This window comes from Microbacterium sp. Leaf159, from assembly GCF_001423615.1.
In the GTDB taxonomy this organism is placed as follows: Bacteria; Actinomycetota; Actinomycetes; order Actinomycetales; family Microbacteriaceae; genus Microbacterium.
The window spans coordinates 1,635,283-1,657,025 of the sequence record NZ_LMOU01000001.1; the positions used below are offsets into that span (position 1 = coordinate 1,635,283).

The window sequence follows — 21,743 nt, forward strand, 5'->3', positions numbered from 1 at the left end:
GCTAGGAGGCCCGCGCCGCCGCTCGCATCGCGGTCGTAACAGTTCGTCGTCGTGCGACGCGCGAAGTCATGCGGCGCAACATCGCTCGGCTCGAGTGGCTATGGTCGCGAAGTCCCTACCCTCCAGAGGAGCACCGTGCCCAGCCGCATCATCCTGAACGCCTTCGACATGACGTGCGTGACGCACCAGGCCCCCGGGCTCTGGCGACACCCCGACAACCAGGCCGATCGCTACCACGACCTCGACTACTGGGTGGATGTCGCCAAGACGCTGGAGCGCGGCAGGTTCGACGCGATCTTCATCGCCGACGTGCTCGGCACCTACGACGTCTACCGCGACTCGGCGGCCACGGCACTCGGCGATGCGACGCAGGTCCCCCTCGGCGACCCCGTCGTGCAGATCTCGGCGATGGCGCACGCGACAGAGCACCTCGGATTCGGTGTGACGGTCGCCACGACCTACGAGCAGCCGTACGCGCTCGCCCGCCGCTTCTCGACGCTCGACCACTTCACGCGCGGACGCGTGGGCTGGAACGTCGTCACCAGCTACCTCGACTCCGCGGCCCGCAACCTCGGGCTCGACACGCTGATCGACCACGACGACCGGTACGAGATCGCCGAGGAGTTCCTCGACGTGACGTACAAGCTGTGGGAAGGATCGTGGGAGGACGGTGCGATTCTGCGCGACCGCGAGGCCGGCGTCTTCGCCGATGCGGCGCGGGTGCATCCGATCGGCCACGAGGGCCGGCACTACCGCGTTCCCGGCATCCACCTCGCCGAGCCCAGCCCGCAGCGCACGCCGGTGATGTTCCAGGCGGGCGCGTCGCCCCGCGGACGTCAGTTCGCGGCGAAGCACGGCGAGGCGATCTTCATCAACGGTCTGCGCCCCGAGTCGACGCGCCCTGTGACGGATGACATCCGTGACCGGGCCGAAGCGCTCGGCCGCCCGCGTGACTCGGTCAAGATCCTCACGCTCGTGACGGTCGTGGTCGCCGCGACCGACGAGGAGGCCCAGGCGAAGCTCGAGGACTACCGCGGTTACGTCTCGGTCGAGGGCGCACTGGCGCTCTACGCCGGGTGGACGGGCCTGGACCTCTCGCAGTACGACCCCGACGTACCGCTGGAGTACGTCGACACGGATGCCGGGCGATCCGCCCTGTCGGTGTTCACCAAGGCCGATCCGGACCGCAAATGGACCCCGCGGGACATCGCGCACTACGTCGGAATCGGCGGCATCGGCCCCGTCATCGTCGGAGGCCCGCAGACGGTCGCCGACGAGCTGGAGCGCTGGGTCGAGGTCGGCGGCGTCGACGGCTTCAACATCGCCTACGTGGTCACGCCCGGATCGTTCGAGGACATCGTCGAACACCTCGTGCCCGAGCTGCGCCGTCGCGGACGCACGTGGGACGACTATCCCGAGGGAACCCTGCGTGGACGGCTCTCGGGCGACGGCTCCCCCGTCGTGCCCGAGTGGCACCCCGCGCACTCGTACCGCGGCGCCTACGTGGGTGGCGCGTCAGCCCTCGACGGCACGCGCGGCGGCCCGCTGGTGGATGCCGTGACCGAGTCCCCCGGCGACGCTGCCGACTTCGACGATCTGACCGCACTCACCGAGAAGGAGGACGCCCGATGAGCGTCATCGCAGAGACCACGAACCGCAGCCGGTGGACGGGCACCGCCGATGCCGCGGAGCGCGCGCACTGGCGCGGAGTCGCCGAGCGCGTCGCCGCCGAGCTCGCCACCGACGCGCTGCAGCGCGACCGGGCCAACGACGACCCCACGGTCGAACTCGACCTGCTGCGCGACGCGGGCCTTGTGACGCTGCTGCAGCCTGCCGAGTTCGGCGGCGGCGGAGCGCACTGGGAGACGGCGTTCCTCGTCATCCGCATCCTGTCGCGTGCCGATGCCTCGGTCGCGCAGGTTCTCGCGTACCACTACATCAACTCGGGCAACATCGGCTTCGCGGCCGACCCGTCGGTGCAGGAGGCCTGGCACCGCAAGACCACCGAGGGGCGCTGGGTGTGGGGCGACTCCGTGAACCCGACGGATCCCGATCTCGAACTGACCTCAGACGGCGACGGATATCGGTTGAACGGCCTCAAGCGCTTCTCGACCGGCGCCTCGGCCGGAGACGTGGTGCTGGCTGCGGCGCTCGTGCGCGGCGGCGAGCGCGACGGCCAGGTGCTGTTCGTCGTGCTCGACCACGACCGCGACGGCATCCGCTATCTCGGTGACTGGGATGCGCTCGGGCAGCGCCTGTCGGCGAGCGGCTCCGTGCACTTCGAGGACGTGCGCGTGGCCGCGGAGGATGTGCTCGGCGAGCTCGGCGACGAGCCGTTCTCGACGCTGATCACCCCCGGCATCCAGCTCGCCTTCGGCAACCTGTATCTCGGCATCGCCGAGGGGGCGCTCGCGCGCGGACTCGACCTGGTGCGGGCGCGCCCCCGCGCCTGGTTCCTCAGCCAGGCCGACTCGTACCGCGACGACCCGTTCGTGCAGCGCGTCGTCGGCGAGTTCTCATCCCGCATCGCGGCCGTCGAGGCACTGGCGGACCGCGCCGGCCGCCTGTTCGACGAGGTCGTCGATGAAGGAGACGCCGTCACAGCCGAGCGCCGCGGCGAGCTGGCGATCGAGATCGCCAAGGTCAAGGTCGTCTCGACCGAGGTCGGCATCGAGGTCGCGAACCGGATCTTCGAGATCACCGGCTCCAGCTCCGCCCGCGCCGACGTGGGACTCGACCTCTTCTGGAGGAACGTCCGCACGCACTCGCTGCACGATCCGATCGACTACAAGAAGCTCGAGGTCGGCGCCTGGGCGCTGAACGGCGAGCTGCAGCCGATCTCGCTGTACACCTGATGGGCGCGCAGACGCAGCGGCTGCAGGCCGCCCTCGACCGGTTCCGTCCCCTGTTCGACGAGATCGCGGCAGGCACGGTCGCCCGAGAGCAGAGCCACGAGCTGCCGTTCGTCGAGGTCGAGAAGCTGCGGGATGCCGGCTTCGGCAGGCTTCGACTGCCGATCGAGGACGGCGGATTCGGGCTCGACTGGACGTCGTTCGCCGAGGTGCTCATCGAGCTCGCCACGGCCGACTCGAACCTTCCGCAGATCTTCCGGGGTCACATCGCCTACGTGGAGCACATCCTGGCCGCGTCACCGAGTGAGCGACGCTCACGGTGGATCGACCGACTGGTCGGCGGCGAGCTCGTCGGCAATGCGTGGTCGGAGAACGGGGCGGCTGCGGTCGGCACGAATGCGACGCGGGTGACCCGGCGACCCGACGGCACGTGGAGAGTCGACGGTCGCAAGTTCTACACGACGGGCAGCATCTTCTCGGAATGGATCGACGCGACCGTCGACCTCGACGGCGAGACCGTCACCGCCCTCATCCGGCGACACCAGGAAGGCGTCGAGATATCGGACGACTGGGACGGCTTCGGCCAGCCGCTGACGGGAACGGGCACGGCCGTCTTCACCGACGCGAGCGTCGACGACGACGACGTCGAGCCGTTCACGTCTCGGTTCCCGTATCAGACGGCCGTCTATCAGCTCACCCTGTTGTCGGTGCTCGCCGGGATCGCGGCGGCGATCGAGCGCGACACCGTCGCGCAGGTGCGTGCGCGCACCCGCACCTACAGTCACGGAAGCGCGAACCTCGTGGCCGACGACCCGCAGGTGCTCCAGATCGTCGGCGAGCTGACGGCGACGAGGGCGACCGCCAGGGCGCTCGTGCTCGACGTCGCCCGCGCGGTGCAGCATGCCGCCGACGTGCTGGGCACGCCGGAGACGGAGGATGCGGTGATCGCGGCCGAGCTCGGGTCGGCGCAGGCGCAGATCGTCCTCACCGACCTGGTGCCGCGTGCGGCCTCTCGCCTGTTCGACACGCTCGGAGCCTCTGCCGTGCGGTCGGGCACCGCACTCGACCGGCACTGGCGGAACGCCCGCACGGTGTCGTCGCACAATCCGTGGATCTTCAAGGCGCGCCAGCTCGGCGACCATGCCGTGAACGGTCGGGCGCCGGAGTTCGTCTGGGCGGTCGGAGAGTCGAAGGTCCCGGCCGGGAGCGCTGCGTTGCAGGGCTGAGTCGTTTCGCGTGTGGCGGGGGTGCCCCTGATATCCACAGGATTAATACTCTAGAATGGATGTCGTTCACACTCGATCCGGCAGGGGCGCCCGATCAGAGCCACGTGCATCGTCGAGAAGGCGCTGCACACACCGCATGCGGAGGTCCTCAGTGCCGGTTCCCACGTCGTCGAAGCCCGAGCTCAAGCGTCGGTTGTTGAAGGACGAGGCGTACGACGCCATCCGCGATGCGATCATGGACGGCTCCTTCCAGCCGGGCGAGCACCTCGACGACATCGCCCTGCAGGAGTGGCTGGGGATCTCGCGCACGCCCATCCGCGATGCGCTGATGAACCTGCAGCGGGACGGACTCGTCGAGATCGTCCCGCAGGCGCATACGAAGGTCGTCGATGCTCATCCCGAGGTCGTGGAAGCCAACATCCAGACGCTCGGTGTCGTGCTCGGCGGTGTCGTGCGCGTCACGGTGCCGACTCTCGATCCTGCCGCGATCCCCGGGCTTCTGTCCGTGGTCGCCGAAGCACGCGACGCCGTGACCGCGCGGAACGCTCGAGCGCACATGGATGCCGCGCTCCGGATCTACAGCACCATGATCGGACTGTGCCCGAACACCGTACTCAAGGGCGTCGCCGTCGAGACGGTCGCGCGTCTCACCTTCCAGGTGCAGCTCACCATCGACTCCCGTGAGCCCAACTGGGATCTCCTCGCCGACTGCTGGCAGCGCTTCGACGCCGCGATCACCGCCCAGGACCCGATCGCGGCCGAGCTCGCCTTCGAGGAGTTGCACCGTCTGCCGCTCCCCTACGCGACACAGTGGGCTCCGGCGACCTGGGCGAAGAAGTAGCCGCCAGCCATATCGGCGTCAGCGGTCGGCCGCATTCGTTCTGCCCGTCGCGCGCTGTGCACTCACGCCCCTTCTGCACCGCCGAACGAGGACGCACGGCGTCACCGGGTCAGGAGCTCGTCGGCGTCGACTCAAGGGTGACGACGAGCTTCTGCGCGGAGACGCCGACGCGAAGCGTGTCGATCGCTCCCTGAACCGCGGGGAGCCCCTCCCCCGCGATGTGGGGTCGCGGATACGCACGATGACGGCCTGAGGCGAGCGCTGCGCCGAGGTAGTCTCCCCAGACGGCGGGGCCGACGGGAGACGTCGCGATCGCGCTCCCCCAGATGAACGAGGCTCGGATCCCTCGGGCACGGCTGCGCAGTTGCAGCATCGCCGTTCGCGTTCCCAGGCGCAGGAACAGGCGCATCCGGCTCAGGGAGAAGCCGCGCCTGCGGGGCTGTTCGTAGAAGGACACCGGAGGGCTCGCCATCGCGATCCGCGTGGCGCCCGTCGCGCGCGCGATACGCAGACAGGGTTCTGCCGACCCGACTGCGACCGCGAGGATGCCTGCGACGATGGATCCGTTCACCGCCTCGACGATCCGGTCGACCACCTCGGGGTCGTGGTAGTCGAATGCGGCCTCTGCGCCGAGTTGGCTCATCCGATCGTGATTACGGACGGATGCCGTCGTGATGACACGGTAGCCGGCTGCTCGAGCAAGTTGGATCGTGTTGCCGCCGACAGCGGTCGCACCGCCCCACACCACGACGATCTCGTCGCGTGGCTCGGGGTTCCCGAGGCTGGCGTAGCTCAGATCGAGTTGCTCGCTCTCGAAGAGCCCGGCAGCTGCCGTGGACACCGCCAGGGGCAGCACGACAGCATCCTCGAAAGCCATGGCGTCCGGCAGAGCGGCGGCAAGGCCCGCATCGACAGCGACGTAGGCCTGGAACCCGCCCTCCGCGATCGCATCCCTGCCCTTCTCCAAGCCGATCGCATACGCGACGATGCGATCGCCGACGGAGAAGTCGGCCACCTCGGCGCCGACCCCGACGACGGTGCCCGCGACATCCTCTCCAAGGATCACCGGATAGTGCAGCCACCCGTACATGACGGCGCCGTTGGACTGGATGATCGCATCGAGAGGATTCACTGCGACCGCGCGCACCTCGACGAGCAGCTGACCGGGATCGATCCTGGGCATCGGTGCGTCTCGGACCACCAGGTCGGCGTAGGGGGAATCGATCCATGCCGCGGTGTTGTCGTTCATACTCGTCCGTTCTTCGCGTTCGATGACATCTCGTGTCATCACTGTACACGTGACGACACGTCGTGACATCATGGTCAGATGCCACGATGGTCACCGGATGCTGCACTGCGACTCGAAGCTGCGGCGATACTCCTCTTCGAAGGACAGGGGTTCTCGGCGACCACGGTTCCGCAGATCGCCGAAGCGGCCGGTTTGACCACTCGGACGTTCTTCCGGCACTTCGCGGACAAACGCGATGTCCTGTTTCTGCGCGATCGCGAGTTTCCGCACGCGGTCAGCGACTTCATGGCGTCGGCCCCGCCCGAGAGCTCGGCGCCGGCAACGGTGCGCGCCGGGCTCGCCGCGGCGGCCCGAGGCATCCAGGACTGGCGGAAACCGATCGCACGTCGGCACAAGGTCGTCCACAGCGAGCCTGCGTTGCACGAGCGTGAGCTTCTCCAACGCCATCACCTTGCCCGCGCGATAGAGGAGTCGCTGATTCAGCGCGGTACCGACCCTCGTCAATCGCACACGCTGGCAGCTGTAGCCGTGACGTGCTTCGACCTGGCGATGGAGCGGTGGCTCGAAGGGCCGCCCGATCGTCTGTTCGAGGAGTGCGTGGAGTCCGCGTGGAACGACATACGCGACTGCATCGACGGGTGATGCGAGGGGCGTCAGTGTCCGATCTCATAGAAGTTGACAGCGCGTGAGACGCAGGTCTCGCGGAATTCCGCCACTTCCGTACTTTGTAGTCACGGCCATTCGTCTCACGAAAGCTGTCAGTAACCACATCGGAGCAGCAGGCCGGAAGGCGAGGCACGGAGATCTACGGGAGGGCGAACCGGGGCGTACCTTCCCCAACCTCGGTGGGGAAACTCTGCGCTAGCGACGTAATCCCGACACATGGGGCAGGGCGGTCGCTCTCCAGTGCGCCGACACAGCGACACCTTCACGGTGAATTCATTCGGCCGCAATCGCTAGCGGCAGAGCATCGGCCTCGATCAGATGGGAGCGTCGTCTTCCGAAAGGCCCATCGTCGCTTCGACCAACGCGAGCAGTTGCTGCGCCTGCGCGATAAGGCGAACTCCGTAGGACGCGTCGCCCAAAGCAGGAAACAGAAATCGGAGCGACCCCACAATCACGGTTTGCGTGGTTGTTGCGTCTGGAAGGCATCGCTGCTGCCACTCATCCCAGAGCGCAGGCACCAGCGCCATATCGGCAGTGGCATTGTGCAAAGCAGTCTCGCCAGGGGGCGCGGAGAAGGCAAGGAATGCCGGCGCACCAGCGTGGAGCGCGCAAGCCTGCCGTGCACAGGCAGTCACGGACTTCACACCCCGAGGACACCGTTGTTCAGCGGATCCCCGAACCGGTTTGTGAGGTGCTCAAAGTAGAAGGCCGTGCTCGGATTCTGGCACGTTGTTGCACGGGTCACGCGCGGAGTTCAAGCCCTGTTACGACACGTTGGAGATCTCCTCAGCCACCCGCGATCCTCGAAGCCTTCGACGTGGCGTCGCTGCCCTTCGCGACGAGATCCACGATCTGGTTCAGTTGCTCGTTGGTGGGACCGGAGTGCTTCGCTGCGTCGCGGTTACTGAACCGAGACAGCGTGTTCTTGATGAAGACTGTCTCGCCGAGCACCCGACGAACCTCCGAACGCTCCTCGTCGTTCGCCCCGGCGTAGAAAGGCTCGAGCGCGGCGAGTGCGAGTTTCACGTCCTCGGCACTGTCCGCTTCACGGAAGTGTCTTCGAGCTTCGACGGTGAGGAACGAGCCCACGCCCGCAAGAGCAAGCACGAGCGCGCCCCGGAGAATTCCGTCCCCAAACGTCAGTTTGAGATCCTTATCGATCGCGATCCACAGCACCCAAGCACCGACGATCACGGCGAAGGCAAAGAATACGAACGAGGCCCACCGAAGACCGTGAGCATTCCAGCGCTCACGCTTCGCGCGGCCGGCCCAGTCCGCCGCGGTCAGGTGACCAGCCGCCTGCTCGACCAGCCGACGTCCGGTCAGCGCCGCAGCCGAAAGCAGCTGAATACGAGCCGACATCTCGTTATCGATCTCGGTGCCATGCGTATCTCGGTCCTGCTTCCACGCTGCGAGAGCGGCCTCCCACTCCCTTCGAAGCTGTTCGTCGGCGGTGCTCACGACCTGACTGATTGTCGCGGCGTCGGCTGTGAGCTTGTCATGTTGGGCTTCAACCTTCTTCGTCAAGGCGGCGACCTCTTTCGTCTTCGCGACGACCTCACCGTTCAGCGCCGCTAGGGACGATCGAACCTCCTCAAGCTCCCGCTCCCGCGCCATGACCGCAGTGTCGAGTGCTGCGACGTACGACTCGTTGACTTGACGGGGCGGTGGGCCAGGCAGATCGCGCACCCGCGCCCTCAGATCGTTCATGTACGTCTGCTGCGACCAGGATCTAAAAGACTGCTCATCGGTGGCCAGCTGATTGAGAATGTCGCGAATAACATCCAGTACGTCGTCGTACAAAGTGGGTTGCGGATTAGCCTTCGACCGCGCGGCGGCCTCTAGCATCGTTATGACCTCAACACGCGATTTCTCGTACGGCTGTTGAGAGTACTTGACGGTCTCGAGCGCCCCGCGCTTGAGCTCGATTAGCCCCCACACTTCGTGCTGCCGATAGCGCTCGATCTGAGTCTGAGTCATGAGTCGAATGTATCGGCGGCTGCCGACGAGGGCGATCGCGACTTGCGGGAGCGCGTGGGGAATCGGGCCCCATCCTTGTTATCGCGGAAGCCTGACGCACCTGCACGGTGTTTGACCGCGCCCGGGCACTCTCGCCCTGCCTCTGTTGACGGCTCCGAGAGTCTTCCCTCCCGCAACGATAGGAGTCATGGCGTGACCATCTGCGCTGAGTCATCGGACGCGATCATGCCCGTTCGTACCGCCGCCGCGGACTCCAACCTGATCAACTGGGTGGCATCCATGTGAGCGCTTCACCAATCCCCTTTTCAAGCGCGGTCTCGACAAGCGAGCGAAGAACGTCATGTTCTACCTTCGTCCGAACTTCGTTAACCAACTCGCCCAGCTCGTTCCGCACGTGCCAGTCCGCGACCTCGGTCGCCTTCAACCGTGCTTCCGCTATGCCCACCAGTAGCGTCGCGTCTGCGGCGGAGCTAGATTCGCTCGTCCGTCCGAATCGCGTGCGACTTGTAATGGGGCCCGGTATCGGAGAGCTGATCTCTAGAGCGGCGCGTAGGGCGAGATCGAGCGCTAGATCGCCCCAAGTGGAGCGCTCATGGGCATCGAGCAAACCTGGCGCGGATGAGCAGCGCTCTCGCATCGAAGAGCCCAACCACTTGTCCCAAACCTCGCGAACGACCTCAGGTTCCTGCGCACCTAGGACCGCGCCTAGAGCGCGAAGATAACGGACGAGCACATCTGACTCTCGCCTGCGCGTAAATCCGTGAAGGAGTGAAGCCCTATCCACTGAGGCCGCTGTCGAGAACGCCGTGATGAAGGCAATGAGGCGCCAGTACTGCTCCTTGATGCTCGAGTCGCTGAGCGCGGTAACCGTCTCCTCCGCTTGCAACAAGAGTTCCCAGAACCCGGCATCGAGCATCTCTGGCGATGTCCGGGGGCTGTGGAGGAAGGCGAACCAAACATCCGCTGATTGCGGGAACCCTGCCGGATCGAACAAGGGAAGCAGTCGTTCGGAAGCGTAGCGACCGTCTGCTGCGAAAAGGAATGAAAAGTCTGCCGCGAGAACGCCGAGCGCAGCGTTTCCCGCCTCTGACTCCTCGACTTGCTGAAGCATCGCGTCGATTGCCGAACGCTCCGTCGTGTTGATTCCGCGCCAATCATCGCGATCACTCTGCCACCGTAGGGAGATCCTTTGAATCCAGTACTGAGCAAGGAAGCCCGGCCACGTATTCAATCCGCGCATCAGGGAGTCCGACCAGCCTGACCCCTCGAAACCCACGGAATGCTGAGTCCAGATGTCAGCGGCAAGCTGATCAAGTCGCTCAAGCACCCCGGGGCTCTGATCCTTTGGCAGTCTCCGAGCAGCTCCGAGCACGAACTGGCTCACGGCACGAGCGAGATCTGCCTGCGAGACATTGAACTGCAGAAGAGTCAGGATCGCGTTGAGCTGTGAATCGGTGGGCTGGCTCTCTGCCCAGCCATAGATACAGGCCGCAAGAAGGTCGCGATGCTGGCGGAGAGGGGTGATATTCAGAGCAGGGTAGAGCAGGAGACCACACCCCGGGTCCCCTGCTGCTGTCTCGCGAACTAGCCGGACGGCGTCGTCCCAGGTTGGTTCGTTGAACTCGCGCTCGCTGTAATCGCGAGCAATGATTGTGGCCACCGCCCTCCATGCACCGCGCTCGCTGATCATGCTCGCGAACTCTTCGACGTCGATCGGAAGCTTCCCGCCCCAAGTGCCCGATTCCATCCATGTGTCATGATCGGGATGTGGACGCACCCCCATGTCAGGGTTCGCCCGAAGCAGCGATGCAACTGCCTCGTCGAGCTCGGTCCAGCCCTCGGCGTATCTCTGCAACCACTCGAGTCGATCGAAGCGCGCCCTCGCATCGAATCGCTCCTGGTTGCCGTCGTCGTTGTCATTGACATTGCGCGGCGGCCCTCCGGCGATGGCGCTTAGCAGGCTTTCTCTTCCAGCCGTGGTGAGGGATCCCGCTTCCTTCGCAAGGAACCTGAAGACTTCGTGCTTCGCGTCGTAGTCGTAGAGCAAACCCTCGCCAAGAACCCGGACAAGGCGCGAATCTGCGCTTGTGTCGTCTTCTGTGAGGAGGTGGACGCCGAGGCGTCTGAAAAGAGGTAGGTCTGACCCGAGCCAGCGCTGAGCCAGGGAGGGGTCTTTTCGCGCTGCGATGACGCCGCAATCTCGAAGCATGTCGACGATGACGTCCTCATCGTGGCCGAACTGATCCTGCGCGTGCGGTTCCACGGCGCTCCGTCGGAAAGACCACGAGTCGAACGAACGCTCCGGTTCGAATGCTCTCTGCAGTGCGTACGCGTCTCGGAGGCCCTGTTCCGCGATCTGTAAGACGTCGGTAGCTATCCGATCTACTTCGGTCGCTAGTCGCTCCCAGAGCATCTTGAGTAGCCCCTCCGAGATCGACCATTCGACTGTCGCTGAGATTCCCGCAGGCGTCTGACTCTCATCGTCGTGGTCGGATTCGAATAACATCCAACCCCGTTGTTCGCCCAGGTTTATCCGTGGAACAAGCGCGCGACGCAACGAAGGCAACAGCTCTGCACCCTTGTATGGGTTGCTGTATGGCTGGTACCAGGTGCTATCGACTTCGCCGCCGTCGGTTCGAACTCCGGCCGCAAGCACCGCGGCCCACCGGTGGGCGTCCTCGGGGACGGTGGAGTGAAGTCGACCTTGTGCCCGCGAGATGCGCCAGATTAGGTCCTCGGATAGGACAGGTCCTAGGCGGGCAAGCGTTCCCATCCCGAGGTGGGAGTTGGCGGGGTCGGACACGAAATGTTCGACAAACCAGTCGCCCCAAATTGCTGAGACGTCATCGATGCGCCGGCCAGGAAAAAGAGTTGTTGAAAGCCTGCCTGCGACTCGGCCCATACCAACCAATCGTGGCCGCGGGCAAGCGATACGAAGCCGTTCAGCCCAGCTGTCGTAGTGATCGCGTCAGCGAGGTAGTCGATCTCTTCTGGTGCCTTGGGAGGAGAACCGGAGACTATCTCGCGGACCCTCGAGTAGTGGTCCAGCTGACCCATTCTCATCAGTTCAGCCCATGCGTCCAGGGCAACCGTCAGCGCCCTGTGACTGTCCGCCGGCGGGTAGGGAACCGGAGTGATACCCAGGGGCCGCCAGCGCTTATGATTCGGCTCGTCGGTGAGGACGAATCGCTTAGCTCCGGACGGAAGACCACGCGCAAGGTATGTCATGACCACGTCGTTGTGGCTATAGCCCACGAACAGCACGGTCCAATTCATAAAGAGTTCGTGCGCGAACCGTCGCGCCCACCCGTCCGTCAGGTACGCACGTCCGAAGTCTTCGTCGGTGAGCACTAGCGTCGCGGCATCTTCTGTCACGGAACCATGCAGGTAGATGATTCCTTCGAAATCTCGACCGAGCGGAAGCGCTGGCGCCAAGTATCGTCGCCCTAGCGAGATGCCCTCCTCTCGCGCCGCTGACTCGACGTGTTCGTCGTAGTTAGTCGAGACAACGCGAGCGCCCGACGCACTGGCAAGTCGGGCAATCGACCGGTGCGTGTCATTCGGCAACGATCCTTTGTTGGCGATGATTGCTCGCACGAGCTCCTTGACGGACTGGTGACGCGAGTGCAAATCACCCAGTTGAGAGTCTGGATTTTCTGTTCTCAGATAGGGCTCACCCAACGCCTCTGCGACACGCTTCGCAAGGCCGTCGAACAGCGGAAGTCCCGATGGCTCATTCAGTGAAACGCCCGCCCCGATAAACAAGACGAGCCGGCCGGATCGAGCTGCTTGCAATAGTTCGTTTGGGATCGCGACGTCCGCTGTGATCTGCAACACTCCCCCTAACGCAGTCAGGAGCGCGAGCGCCGCCTGCTGTATTCATCTGGTCTGCGTCAGCGTAGCGAATCAGGACATCGCGGCGGACGGCGCACAGAGGAAAACACTACCGCCGCTATCAGAGGTGGGTCATATATAGGTTGTTGACGAGCGCAAGACCAACTGCTTACAGGCCAGCATTCGTCGTCGCTCCTGGTGCTGCTCCTTCCAGCGCGGCAACGACGTGAGCGAGCTTCGTGTGCAGTTGCACGGGAACGCCCGAGCGTCGAACGGATTGACGAAGCAATCCGATGGTCCGGCGTTCACCAACCACGTGGTCGGCATAGGCGGCAGCGGTGCAGAGGTACATCAGATCGGTGAGATCGTTCTGTTCCCAGCGAGCGGCAGCGAGCAACTTATCGACCATCACAGAGCGGAAGAGAGTGATGGCGGGGGCGCCGAGACTCGTCTGGTCCCATGCCCCCGCGAACCACTCGGTTGCCTGCGCGGGCGTCGCGCCGATCTCTGCAGCAGCGGTTGCGATCTCCTTGGTCGCGTCCACGGCAGCGAACAGCCTTGCGGCCTTGCGGCGATTACTCTTGCTACGGTGTCGTTCTCCGTCGAGCCACGAGGAGAAGCCCTCTACACGCGCCAACCATCCGGCAAGGGAGCCACGCGGCGTCGGCTCGCGGTCCAGGAGACATGCGACGTGGACAGTATTCGAAAGGGTCGACAAGTAGCCGAACTTCCACGCCTCGGGAAGACCGTTAGGGAGCGATAGTCCGTCTTCCTCGCCTCGGACGCTCGAGTCGAGCGCGGCGTATGGCTCCAGCGTGATCACGGGGGCCGGGGGCGCGATATCGATACCCGCGAGGGCAGCCAGGCAGTGCCGAAATTCATGCGCGCGAACTTCCAGCACATCCCGCATTTGCCAACCGCGACTGCCCGCGAGTATGGTCCGCGCAAGCTCTGACCGCCCAGCGTCGTTTGACCAGGCACCGGTCTCGGACAGGTGGGCCGATGACAGCGGCAGGATGATGTCACCCGCTTCGGCCATCGTGAGCAGTCGCACTGCGGCGAGACGCTCGGTGTCGGAAACTCGCTGAGGCGCGAAGAGCGACTTGCTAAGAGTGCTCCACTGATTTTGATCCAGGTACACGATCGGACGACCACGAACCGGGGAAGCGTTCTTCTCAGTTCCGAGTTCACACTCAAACCCGTAGCCGTCTCGAAACTTGAAGATCAAACGTCGGCGCCAAGGCTGGTACTCAACCACCGAGAACTGCTCGAGCATGCCGGTTAGTCCGGCTGGAGCCGACTCGGCAGCCACTCGGCCATCCGAATACTTGAGTGCGACCAGATCATCGTCGCGCCATTGGATCGCGCTGATACGTCTGGAGAGCTCTCTACCCTCCCGCGCTGACGGCTTCAGGCTCGCACCCGACGGTTTGGCCGCTCCGAAGTCCATATACGCGTTACGAGCACGATGAACGCTCTCGTCATCGCCACCGCTCGCCTTCGAGGATCATCTCGACGCGATGAGGACTAGCGCCGCGGAGCAGCCACTGAACGGGCGTCTGCCACTCACCGCGATAGATCAAGCTGTCCTTCGGGACGGTCATGAACCCTTCGACGCTCGCGGGGTGCCAATCTTCGATGAGCAACGTCACGACCCGCGAGAGGTGCGGCAAGAGTCCGTCGTGTGTCTGGTCTGTGAACTGCCATTTCGCGTACACAGTGATCCCGGACGCGTCGAACGCGTACAGGTCACCCTCCTGTCGGCGCTTATGGAGTTCGTCACGGTCCAGATTCAGTCTTGCGGCAACCGTGTGCTCACCGTACGAGCGCGCGATCGTTCCGAGCCGAGTGCGGTTCTCGTCCTCGCGCAACTCGCCTCGAGCAACCCGATGTTCCGTTTCCGCGAACTGCTCCGGGGTGAAAGCGCCTGACTCGATGAGAAAGGCACGCTGATCCGGCGACAAGCCCGGACTCGACGGACGTACGTGCGCCGACAACTGAGCCGCCTCGAGCTGAAGCGCCTCCAAGACCTCGGGGTCGCACTCGCTGACATCGATCGATCCAAGCAGCTGAACGGCAGCATCATCCAAAGTGAGAGGTCGCACCAGATCCGACATTCGGTCCTCCTGTCTGAGACTCGAGCCGATATTGCGATCGTACGCCGCCCAGCGGTTGGCTTCACCCGCTCACGTGCGGCAGACCTCGTCGTGGCGATAGCGTCGACCACGCCAGCCCCATCTCACTTCAACGTCTGGCCCGTTGGCCACGCTAAGAACAGTTATCCCGACTATCGGCGCGAACCCATCTCCGTTCCCCGCCTGGCCGTTTATCGACGATAAGACCACTTATCGCAACTATCAGATCGCCTCATCTCGGCGCCGCGCCAGCCTGACGACGTCGTCGGAACAGCCCCGACGGAGCAGGCTCACTCAGGGCAGTGCGCTTGGACGAGCATCGCGGCGGCGGCCTTCGCCGCGCCGGGGGCGCGCTCATCCGTGTCGGAGAGAGCACCCGCGAGAGCTCCGTCGATCAACAAGACCAGCTGAGCGGCGAGCACGTCCGGCTGGGCAGCCTCGGCGCGGCGGCAGGTATCGGTGATCCAGTCCCGCACGATGGCTTTGTTCTCCGCGGTCCGCCGTTGGACCGGACTGCCCGGCACTGCTTCAGCCGCCGCGTTCAGCTGGGCGCATCCACGATAGTCGTCCCGCCGATACTCATCATCGATCGCATCGAACATCGCCACGAGCTGGCCACGCGGGTCGTCACCCCCTGCCCGTGCACATGCACGCACCGCATCGAACCAGAGGCCGTGAACGGTGTCGAGGTACGCCAGAATCAGATCGTCTTTGCTCGGGTAATGCTTGTAGAAAGTCGCCTTGGCCACGGAGGAGTCCGCAATCACGGTGTCGACGCCCACCCCTCGAGGACCGTTCGCGTAGAACAGTCGGATCGCCGAATCGAGGATCCTCTGGCGAGCGGGGCGTGCGTCCGTTGCCGTGACCATCCGCGCCTCCACCACTGTTTCCGTCTCCCGAGTCCGTGCGCAGGACAGGGGCCCTGGCGCTCCAAGTCTACTCCGATTTGACAGGTAGACAGACCTGTCTGTTAGTTTTGCCGATGTCCCGCTTTTGCCGCCATCGAAGGAAGACCATGTCACACCCTGCCCCCACCGACTACTCCACGTCGCCACTGTTCGACGGCGTCTCGCTCGGCGCCATCGACCTCCCGAATCGGATCGTCATGGCACCGCTCACCCGCGTGCGCGCCGGATCCGAGGGAGTGCCCAATGACCTGATGGTCGAGTACTACCGCCAGCGCGCCAGCGCCGGACTGATCATCACCGAGGGCACCTACCCTGATCACGCATCCCAAGGATGGATCGGTGCACCTGGGATCGCGAACGACGAACAGGCGACGGGCTGGAAGAAGGTGTTCGATGCAGTGCACACGGCTGGCGGCCGAGTCGTCGTTCAGCTCATGCACGCCGGGAGAGCAACGCACCCAGCACTGAACGGCGGCGGCCGCGTGCTCGCACCGAGCGCGATCCCCATCGATGGCGTGGTCTTCACCGGCGCCGGGGAAGAGCCCTACCCCCAGCCCGAAGCCATGACCACACAGGACCTGGAAGCGGTGATCTCCTCCTTCGTCAGAGCGGCAGAACGTGCGATCGCCGCAGGAGCGGACGGAGTCGAGATTCACGGAGCCAATGGATACCTGCTGCATCAGTTCCACAGCCACGCCTCGAATCACCGTACCGATCGGTTCGGCGGCAGTCCGGAGAATCGAGCACGCTTCACCCTCGCCGTCACGTCAGCCGTCGCGGACGCAGTCGGAGCGGATCGGGTGGGCATCCGACTCTCTCCGGAAGTCGGCCTCGGGGGCGTGGTGGAGGATGACCGAGCCGATGTTCTCGACACGTACGGAGTCCTTGTCGACGGCCTCAGCTCGCTAGGACTGGCGTACCTCTCGATCCTGCATGCCGACCCGGGTTCCGGCTTCATCCAGGACCTGCGGAGACGCTTCGACGGCCCCGTGATCGTCAACAGCGGCGCTCCCGGAGGACAGACGACCCGCGATGAGGCCCATGAGCGCATTGCCGTCGGTCACGCCGACGCCGTCGCCGTCGGCAGAGCACTCATCGCCAACCCCGACCTGGTCGCGAGATGGCGCGAGGGCCACCCTGAGAATGAGCCGCGGTACGAGCTGTTCTACGCGGACACTGCGGAGGGCTACACCGATTACCCGACTCACGACGAGACCTCGATCGTGGTTCACTGACCGCACCGCGGGGAGGGCGCCTCCGCGAGAGGAGAACCGCCCTCTCGGCGCCGTCAACTGCCGCCCGCGTGCGCGTGCGCTTTAGGGTGATGACATGCGTGATCCGAGACGTGATGCGACCGAGACTTCGCCCGCCGATGTCGAACCTCTGGTCACCGAGCAGGCGGCCGGCCTCCGGGTGGCGCTGCATGCCCTGGTCACCTGGTCGACGTCGAAAAGCTCGCGAGAGCGACTGATGGTCGAGAGTGACTTCCCGCTCCGGGGCGATCTTCCTGCGTTCCTTCTGGTCAATCACCTACTGTTCCGCGGGGCCGTTCGACCTTCGGAGATCGCCGACGCCATTCAGACCGGCCCGTCCAATGTCAGCAAGATCGTGCGTCGCCTGGAAGGCGCCGGCATCGTGCGACGAGTCCCCGACCCTCGGGATGACCGGGCAGTAGTCGTCGTGCTCACGACACCCGGACGCAGTGTGGCGCGGCGCATCAGCGAAGCGATCGAGCGCGCGAACGCTCCGGCGACCGACGGGTGGACCGCCGAGGAGTTCACGGCGCTGGAAGAGCTCATGCTCAAGCTCGTCCGCTCTTTGGACGCGCTCCCTGGCGCACCGCTCTCTGCCGCCTCCGGCGTCGACCTCGGCGAAAACCGTCCCTAGGACATTATTTTACTGGCCTGAGGACAGCACTCCCGATAGAGTGTTCATGAATGAATCGTTTCATGACACTTCGAAGGAGAAGAATGTCTCAGCATCACAAGGGCTCAAGACCATGGTGGGTAGCCGTGGTGTCCGGCATGGCGTCGTACATCGACGCGGCCGCGATCATCAGCTTCGGGATCGCGATCGTGGTCTACCAGGAGGCATTCGGTCTTGACGAGCTTCAGGTCGGACTCACCTCAGGCGCGCTGACTTTCGGCATCGCCATCGGCGCACTCGTCGGCGGTCGGCTCGGAGACCGCTTCGGTCGTCGCCCCATATTCACCCTGACGATGGTCGTCATCCTCATCGCGCTCGTCGGACTCATCGTGGCACCCAACGCGGTGGTGCTGATGGCGTCCGCGCTTCTGCTCGGCTTGGGCACCGGCGCCGACCTCCCCGTGTCGCTGTCGACCATCTCAGAAGCCGCAAGCGAAAAGAATCGCGGAAGACTTCTCGGTCTCTCGAACCTGCTGTGGATCGCCGGAATCGTGGTGAGCACCGTGGTCGGGTCTCAGCTCGCCGCCCGCGGTATCCCCGGAGTGCAGGTCATCTTCGGGATCATCGGAATCGTCGCCCTGCTCACCATGCTCGCGCGCCTGACGATCCCTGAGTCTCCCGTGTGGCAACTCGCCCGTGCCGAGAAGACCGCTGGGCTCGCGACACCGCGAGGCAGTCGAGGCTCTCTGGGGCAGCTCCTCCAGGCCCCCTACCGCACACCCTTCATCGCGTTGATCGTCTTCTACACGCTGACGAATCTGGTCGCGAACACGACTGGTCAGTACGGCAACTACGTTCTCGTGAACTTCGGCGGAATCCCCATCGAGACAGCCGCATTGATCGGCCTCCCCCTGCTCCCCCTCTCGATCGTCGGCTTCCTGTGGTTCATGAAGATCGCCGACAAGCCCTCACGGTTCATGTATTTCACCATCGGCGGGGCCAGCCTTGTCGCGGCGCCCCTCGTCTATGCACTTTTCGGGGTGAGTATCGCCACCTATCTCATCCAGGCTGTGTTCGCCGCTGTCGGCAGCGCATTCGCGTTCGAAGGCATCATGAAGGTCTGGACCCAGCAGTCCTTCCCGACGCTCCTGCGCACGACAGCGCAGGGGATGGTGATCTCGGTGGCCCGCTTCGCCGCCGCGGCTCTCGCGTCCGTCACCCCGCTCCTCCTCACCCTCGGACCGAGCGTCATGTACGGAATCCTTGCAGCGCTCGCGCTCGTCGGTGTCGCCTGGGCGTGGGTCGTCTTCAGGAAGCGAGACTCTCACAGCGAGTTCCGCACTGAGGCAGTCGAACAGATCGAGTCGCCCACGGCGTCCCCGCGTGCGGTCGGCGCCGATCCTGCTGCCCACTGACCCTTTACCCGGAAAGCAGAACAATGTCCGCTCGCATCTCAGCCCTTCGCGTCGACGATCTCGTCACTCCCCTGGGCATCGATTCGCCCGCACCGCTCTTCAGCTGGGAGGTGGGTGGCATCGCCCAGTCCAGGTACGAGATTCGAGTGTCATCCGACGAGGAGTTCAGTCCTGTCGGCGAGGTATGGCGGTCCGGCTGGGTCGAGGACTTCCGGCCGTTCGGTCACCGATACGCCGGCCCGGAGTTGATCTCGCGAACGCGCTACTGGTGGAAGGTCCGAATCTCAGACGACCGGCTTGAGGGACGTGAGTCCCCGTGGAGCGACGCCTCGTGGTTCGAGACGGGCCAGTTGCACGAGCGCGACTGGTCGGGCCAGTGGATCTCGGACAGCAGGTCGCCGTCGGAAGGCACCCTGTACTTTCGATCGGAGTTCGCTCTCGACGCCGCACCGCTCAGGGCGCGCGCGTACGTGAGCGCCCTCGGGTGGTACAAGTTCTGGGTCAACGGCGAGGACATCACGGGAAGCGATCTCGTCCCCCGCTTCACTCCGTTCGATGAGTATGTCGAGTATCAGACTTACGACATCACGCGCCTTCTGCGCCCTGGGCTGAACGTGTTGAATGTGGTCGTCTCGGAGGGACGGTTCCGCGGTCGACTCGGCCCCCACTCCAAGCCGCAGCGCTTCGGCGATCGGCTGGGGATGATCGCGCAGGTCGAAGTCGAGAAACCCGACGGCGGTCGTCTCAGCGTCAACAGCGACCGCAGCTGGACCGTCGGCTCCGGCCGGATCACCTACGCAGATCCGAAGTTCGGAGAACGCGCAGATCTTCGGGTGGATGATGCCGCGTGGCTCGCTTCGGGGGGAACGGCGAAGGACGAGCGCGCCGTCGCTGTTCTTCCCACGCATCCGAGGCGTCTCATCGCCGAGGAGGTGGAGCGTGTCACCCGCGTCGACACACTTCAGGGCCACGTCACCACGACTCCGCGAGGCTTGCAGTTGATCGATTTCGGTCAGAACTTCAACGGATACGCGCGGCTTCCGCTGAACGGTCCCGCGGGTGCGACCGCGATCATTCGATACAGCGAAGTGCTCACCCCCGACGGCGAGCTGGATACGGAGTATCTGCATTTTCCGGGGGCCAAGCGCGAGGACTGGTTTCAGCGCGATGAAGTGATCCTCTCCGGCGAAGCCGTCGAGTACGCCCCTTCTTTCTCTGTTCGGGGTTTCCGATATGTATCGGTCGAAGGGAGCACTCATCCTCTGAGCGACGAGGAGGTCGAGGGCATCGTCATCTCGAGCGACCTCGTCCAGACCGCGACATTCTCGTGCTCCGACCCTCGACTCGAACGCCTCTGGGAGAACTCCCGGTGGTCGATGATCTCGAATTTCGCGGACACCCCGACGGATTGCCCCACTCGAGAGAGATCAGGATGGACAGGCGACATCCAGGTCTTCGGTCCCACGGCTGCGATCCTCGCCGACACTCAGGCGTATCTGCGGCGTTACCTTCGCAACGTGGCGGCAGATCAGTTCGACGACGGCACCGTGCCTCCCGTGATCCCTTCGGAGACATCCTCCTTCGTGGTCGAGAAGGACCGGATGCTGGAGATGGCGAAGACGTCTGTCGGGTGGGGAGATGTCACCGTGATGCTGCCCTGGACGCTGTACCGGTACTTCGGCGACACGGATGTCCTCGAACGCCAGTACGACAGTGCCCGCGCATGGGTCGAGTTCCTCGAGCGACGAGCACAGGCTCGCGGAGTCGCCCGCCGCTTCCGCCGGGGACTGGGATCCCTCGAGAACTACATCGTCGACACCGGCTTCAACTGGGGTGAGTGGCTGCGTCCGGGAGAGAGCCCGGCGTCGCAGATGGCGGGAAACCTGCTCACCGGCCGTCCCGAGGTGGCGACTGCTTACTTCGCTCACTCGGCTCGTCTCCTCAGCGAGATGGCGGGAGTCCTCGGGCGCGACGAAGACCACGAGCGTTTCGCGCTGCTCGCCCGCCGCGCCACCGAGGCATACAACGCGGCCTTCGTCCGACGCGGAGGTTCGCGTATCGGAGCAGACAGGCAGGACGACTACGTGCGTGCGCTCGCATTCGACCTGCTGGCTCCGGAGTCCAAGCCCGGGGCCGTGTCCCGCCTGGTGGAGCTCATCGAGGACAAGGGCGGACACCTGGACACCGGATTCCTGAGCACTGCTCTCCTGCTGCCTGTTCTCAGCGACAACGGGCACGAGGACATCGCATGGAAAGTGCTGCTCAACCCCACCTCGCCATCGTGGCTGGCTCAGATCGAAAGGGGAGCCACCACCATCTGGGAGACCTGGGAGGGGTACGGCAGTGATGGCCGCGCGAACGACTCGCACAATCACTACGCCTTCGGCAGTGTGACCAGATGGCTCCAGGAGTACGTCGCCGGGATCCGCCCCCTCGCGCCCGGTTATCGGACCTTCCTGGTTTCTCCGTCACTGGGAGATCTCACCTCTGTGCGCGCTTCGCTGGCGACACCCTACGGGGCGATCTCGGCGCACTGGGAACAAGCCGACAGCGGGCGTACATTGCACCTCGTCGTTCCCGTCGGCACGAGGGCCGAGGTCGCGCTCGGGGACTCCCGCCAATGGGTCGATCCAGGCGAGTACACCCTGTCCTGGCCCAGCGCCGCCGACACGACAGCGAGATCCGTGGTGGCCTGAGGGGCTAGATTGGTAGTCCCCACCGCACTCGCGGTGTTCGCGTCCCCGGCAGTCGGTGTGAGCAGGGTAACGGCT

At 64.7% G+C, this 21,743-nt stretch carries 17 protein-coding genes; 9 read left to right on the forward strand and 8 right to left on the reverse strand.

What is annotated here, in order from left to right; all coding sequences use genetic code 11:
• The first annotated feature begins 135 nt into the window (after positions 1-135).
• The 4 genes from ASF80_RS07835 (at position 136) to ASF80_RS07850 (ending at position 4,919) form a co-directional block, all read left to right on the forward strand.
• Entirely contained in the window at positions 136-1,632 is a 1,497-nt protein-coding gene (locus ASF80_RS07835; RefSeq protein WP_157521000.1) for an LLM class flavin-dependent oxidoreductase, read from the forward strand.
• On the forward strand, positions 1,629-2,855 hold the full coding sequence (locus ASF80_RS07840; RefSeq protein WP_056309544.1) for an acyl-CoA dehydrogenase family protein: 1,227 nt from the start codon (positions 1,629-1,631) through the stop codon (positions 2,853-2,855). The genes ASF80_RS07835 and ASF80_RS07840 overlap by 4 nt, the downstream gene beginning before the upstream one ends.
• A complete protein-coding gene (locus ASF80_RS07845; RefSeq protein ID WP_056309546.1) occupies positions 2,855-4,078 on the forward strand; it encodes an acyl-CoA dehydrogenase family protein in 1,224 nt (407 codons plus the stop codon). The genes ASF80_RS07840 and ASF80_RS07845 overlap by 1 nt, the downstream gene beginning before the upstream one ends.
• A 151-nt stretch (positions 4,079-4,229) precedes the next feature.
• Complete coding sequence (locus tag ASF80_RS07850; RefSeq protein ID WP_235559909.1) at positions 4,230-4,919, forward strand: GntR family transcriptional regulator; 690 nt, start codon at positions 4,230-4,232, stop codon at positions 4,917-4,919.
• Positions 4,920-5,028: 109 nt separating this feature from the next.
• Here the strand turns inward: ASF80_RS07850 and ASF80_RS07855 are convergent, their stop codons facing one another.
• A complete protein-coding gene (locus ASF80_RS07855) occupies positions 5,029-6,168 on the reverse strand; it encodes a zinc-binding alcohol dehydrogenase family protein (protein WP_056309551.1) in 1,140 nt (379 codons plus the stop codon).
• A gap of 78 nt (positions 6,169-6,246) precedes the next feature.
• Here ASF80_RS07855 and ASF80_RS07860 point away from each other — a divergent pair, with 78 nt between their 5' ends.
• Positions 6,247-6,810 carry a TetR/AcrR family transcriptional regulator gene (locus tag ASF80_RS07860; protein WP_056309553.1) on the forward strand — a complete coding sequence of 188 codons (564 nt, stop codon included), beginning with the start codon at positions 6,247-6,249 and terminating at the stop codon, positions 6,808-6,810.
• Between the two features lie 338 nt (positions 6,811-7,148).
• On the opposite strand, the gene ASF80_RS07865 is transcribed toward ASF80_RS07860, so the two are convergent.
• The 7 genes from ASF80_RS07865 to ASF80_RS07895 form a co-directional block, all read right to left on the reverse strand.
• The gene (locus tag ASF80_RS07865; RefSeq protein ID WP_056309555.1) at positions 7,149-7,361 is read right to left on the reverse strand and encodes a hypothetical protein; all 213 of its coding nucleotides are present in this window, start codon (positions 7,359-7,361) and stop codon (positions 7,149-7,151) included.
• A gap of 259 nt (positions 7,362-7,620) precedes the next feature.
• Complete coding sequence (locus ASF80_RS07870) at positions 7,621-8,814, reverse strand: hypothetical protein (RefSeq protein ID WP_056309557.1); 1,194 nt, start codon at positions 8,812-8,814, stop codon at positions 7,621-7,623.
• 262 nt (positions 8,815-9,076) lie between these two features.
• Positions 9,077-11,320 carry a hypothetical protein gene (locus ASF80_RS07875; RefSeq protein WP_056309559.1) on the reverse strand — a complete coding sequence of 748 codons (2,244 nt, stop codon included), beginning with the start codon at positions 11,318-11,320 and terminating at the stop codon, positions 9,077-9,079.
• Positions 11,321-11,565: 245 nt separating this feature from the next.
• Positions 11,566-12,648: an SIR2 family protein gene (locus ASF80_RS18705; RefSeq protein WP_162239118.1), complete on the reverse strand. Its 1,083-nt coding sequence runs from the start codon at positions 12,646-12,648 to the stop codon at positions 11,566-11,568.
• 169 nt (positions 12,649-12,817) lie between these two features.
• A complete protein-coding gene (locus ASF80_RS07885; protein WP_157521001.1) occupies positions 12,818-13,924 on the reverse strand; it encodes a hypothetical protein in 1,107 nt (368 codons plus the stop codon).
• 205 nt (positions 13,925-14,129) lie between these two features.
• Complete coding sequence (locus ASF80_RS07890; protein WP_056309566.1) at positions 14,130-14,765, reverse strand: hypothetical protein; 636 nt, start codon at positions 14,763-14,765, stop codon at positions 14,130-14,132.
• Positions 14,766-15,073: 308 nt separating this feature from the next.
• On the reverse strand, positions 15,074-15,652 hold the full coding sequence (locus ASF80_RS07895) for a TetR/AcrR family transcriptional regulator (protein WP_056309568.1): 579 nt from the start codon (positions 15,650-15,652) through the stop codon (positions 15,074-15,076).
• 146 nt (positions 15,653-15,798) lie between these two features.
• Between ASF80_RS07895 and ASF80_RS07900 the strand changes: the two genes are divergently transcribed.
• The 4 genes from ASF80_RS07900 (at position 15,799) to ASF80_RS07915 (ending at position 21,668) form a co-directional block, all read left to right on the forward strand.
• Positions 15,799-16,926, forward strand: a complete 1,128-nt coding sequence (locus tag ASF80_RS07900) for an alkene reductase (RefSeq protein WP_056309570.1) — start codon at positions 15,799-15,801, stop codon at positions 16,924-16,926.
• A 94-nt stretch (positions 16,927-17,020) separates the two neighbouring features.
• Positions 17,021-17,578, forward strand: coding sequence for a MarR family winged helix-turn-helix transcriptional regulator (locus tag ASF80_RS07905; protein WP_056309573.1), 558 nt, complete (start codon positions 17,021-17,023; stop codon positions 17,576-17,578).
• Positions 17,579-17,661: 83 nt separating this feature from the next.
• Positions 17,662-18,972, forward strand: coding sequence for an MFS transporter (locus ASF80_RS07910; RefSeq protein WP_056309575.1), 1,311 nt, complete (start codon positions 17,662-17,664; stop codon positions 18,970-18,972).
• Between the two features lie 23 nt (positions 18,973-18,995).
• Positions 18,996-21,668: an alpha-L-rhamnosidase gene (locus ASF80_RS07915; RefSeq protein WP_056309577.1), complete on the forward strand. Its 2,673-nt coding sequence runs from the start codon at positions 18,996-18,998 to the stop codon at positions 21,666-21,668.
• Positions 21,669-21,743: the final 75 nt, after the last annotated feature.

Excerpts from the sequence above, each read along its gene's own strand:
- ASF80_RS07870 (WP_056309557.1), bottom strand. The coding sequence starts at position 8,814 with ATGACTCAGACTCAGATCGAGCGCTATCGGCAGCACGAAGTGTGGGGG.
- ASF80_RS07885 (WP_157521001.1), bottom strand. The coding sequence starts at position 13,924 with ATGCTCGAGCAGTTCTCGGTGGTTGAGTACCAGCCTTGGCGCCGACGT.
- ASF80_RS07840 (WP_056309544.1), top strand. The coding sequence starts at position 1,629 with ATGAGCGTCATCGCAGAGACCACGAACCGCAGCCGGTGGACGGGCACC.
- ASF80_RS07910 (WP_056309575.1), top strand. The coding sequence starts at position 17,662 with ATGTCTCAGCATCACAAGGGCTCAAGACCATGGTGGGTAGCCGTGGTG.
- ASF80_RS07865 (WP_056309555.1), bottom strand. The coding sequence starts at position 7,361 with ATGGCGCTGGTGCCTGCGCTCTGGGATGAGTGGCAGCAGCGATGCCTT.
- ASF80_RS07890 (WP_056309566.1), bottom strand. The coding sequence starts at position 14,765 with ATGTCGGATCTGGTGCGACCTCTCACTTTGGATGATGCTGCCGTTCAG.
- ASF80_RS07875 (WP_056309559.1), bottom strand. The coding sequence starts at position 11,320 with ATGTTATTCGAATCCGACCACGACGATGAGAGTCAGACGCCTGCGGGA.
- ASF80_RS07915 (WP_056309577.1), top strand. The coding sequence starts at position 18,996 with ATGTCCGCTCGCATCTCAGCCCTTCGCGTCGACGATCTCGTCACTCCC.
- ASF80_RS07905 (WP_056309573.1), top strand. The coding sequence starts at position 17,021 with ATGCGTGATCCGAGACGTGATGCGACCGAGACTTCGCCCGCCGATGTC.
- ASF80_RS07900 (WP_056309570.1), top strand. The coding sequence starts at position 15,799 with ATGTCACACCCTGCCCCCACCGACTACTCCACGTCGCCACTGTTCGAC.
- ASF80_RS07845 (WP_056309546.1), top strand. The coding sequence starts at position 2,855 with ATGGGCGCGCAGACGCAGCGGCTGCAGGCCGCCCTCGACCGGTTCCGT.
- ASF80_RS07895 (WP_056309568.1), bottom strand. The coding sequence starts at position 15,652 with ATGGTCACGGCAACGGACGCACGCCCCGCTCGCCAGAGGATCCTCGAT.
- ASF80_RS07860 (WP_056309553.1), top strand. The coding sequence starts at position 6,247 with ATGCCACGATGGTCACCGGATGCTGCACTGCGACTCGAAGCTGCGGCG.
- ASF80_RS07855 (WP_056309551.1), bottom strand. The coding sequence starts at position 6,168 with ATGAACGACAACACCGCGGCATGGATCGATTCCCCCTACGCCGACCTG.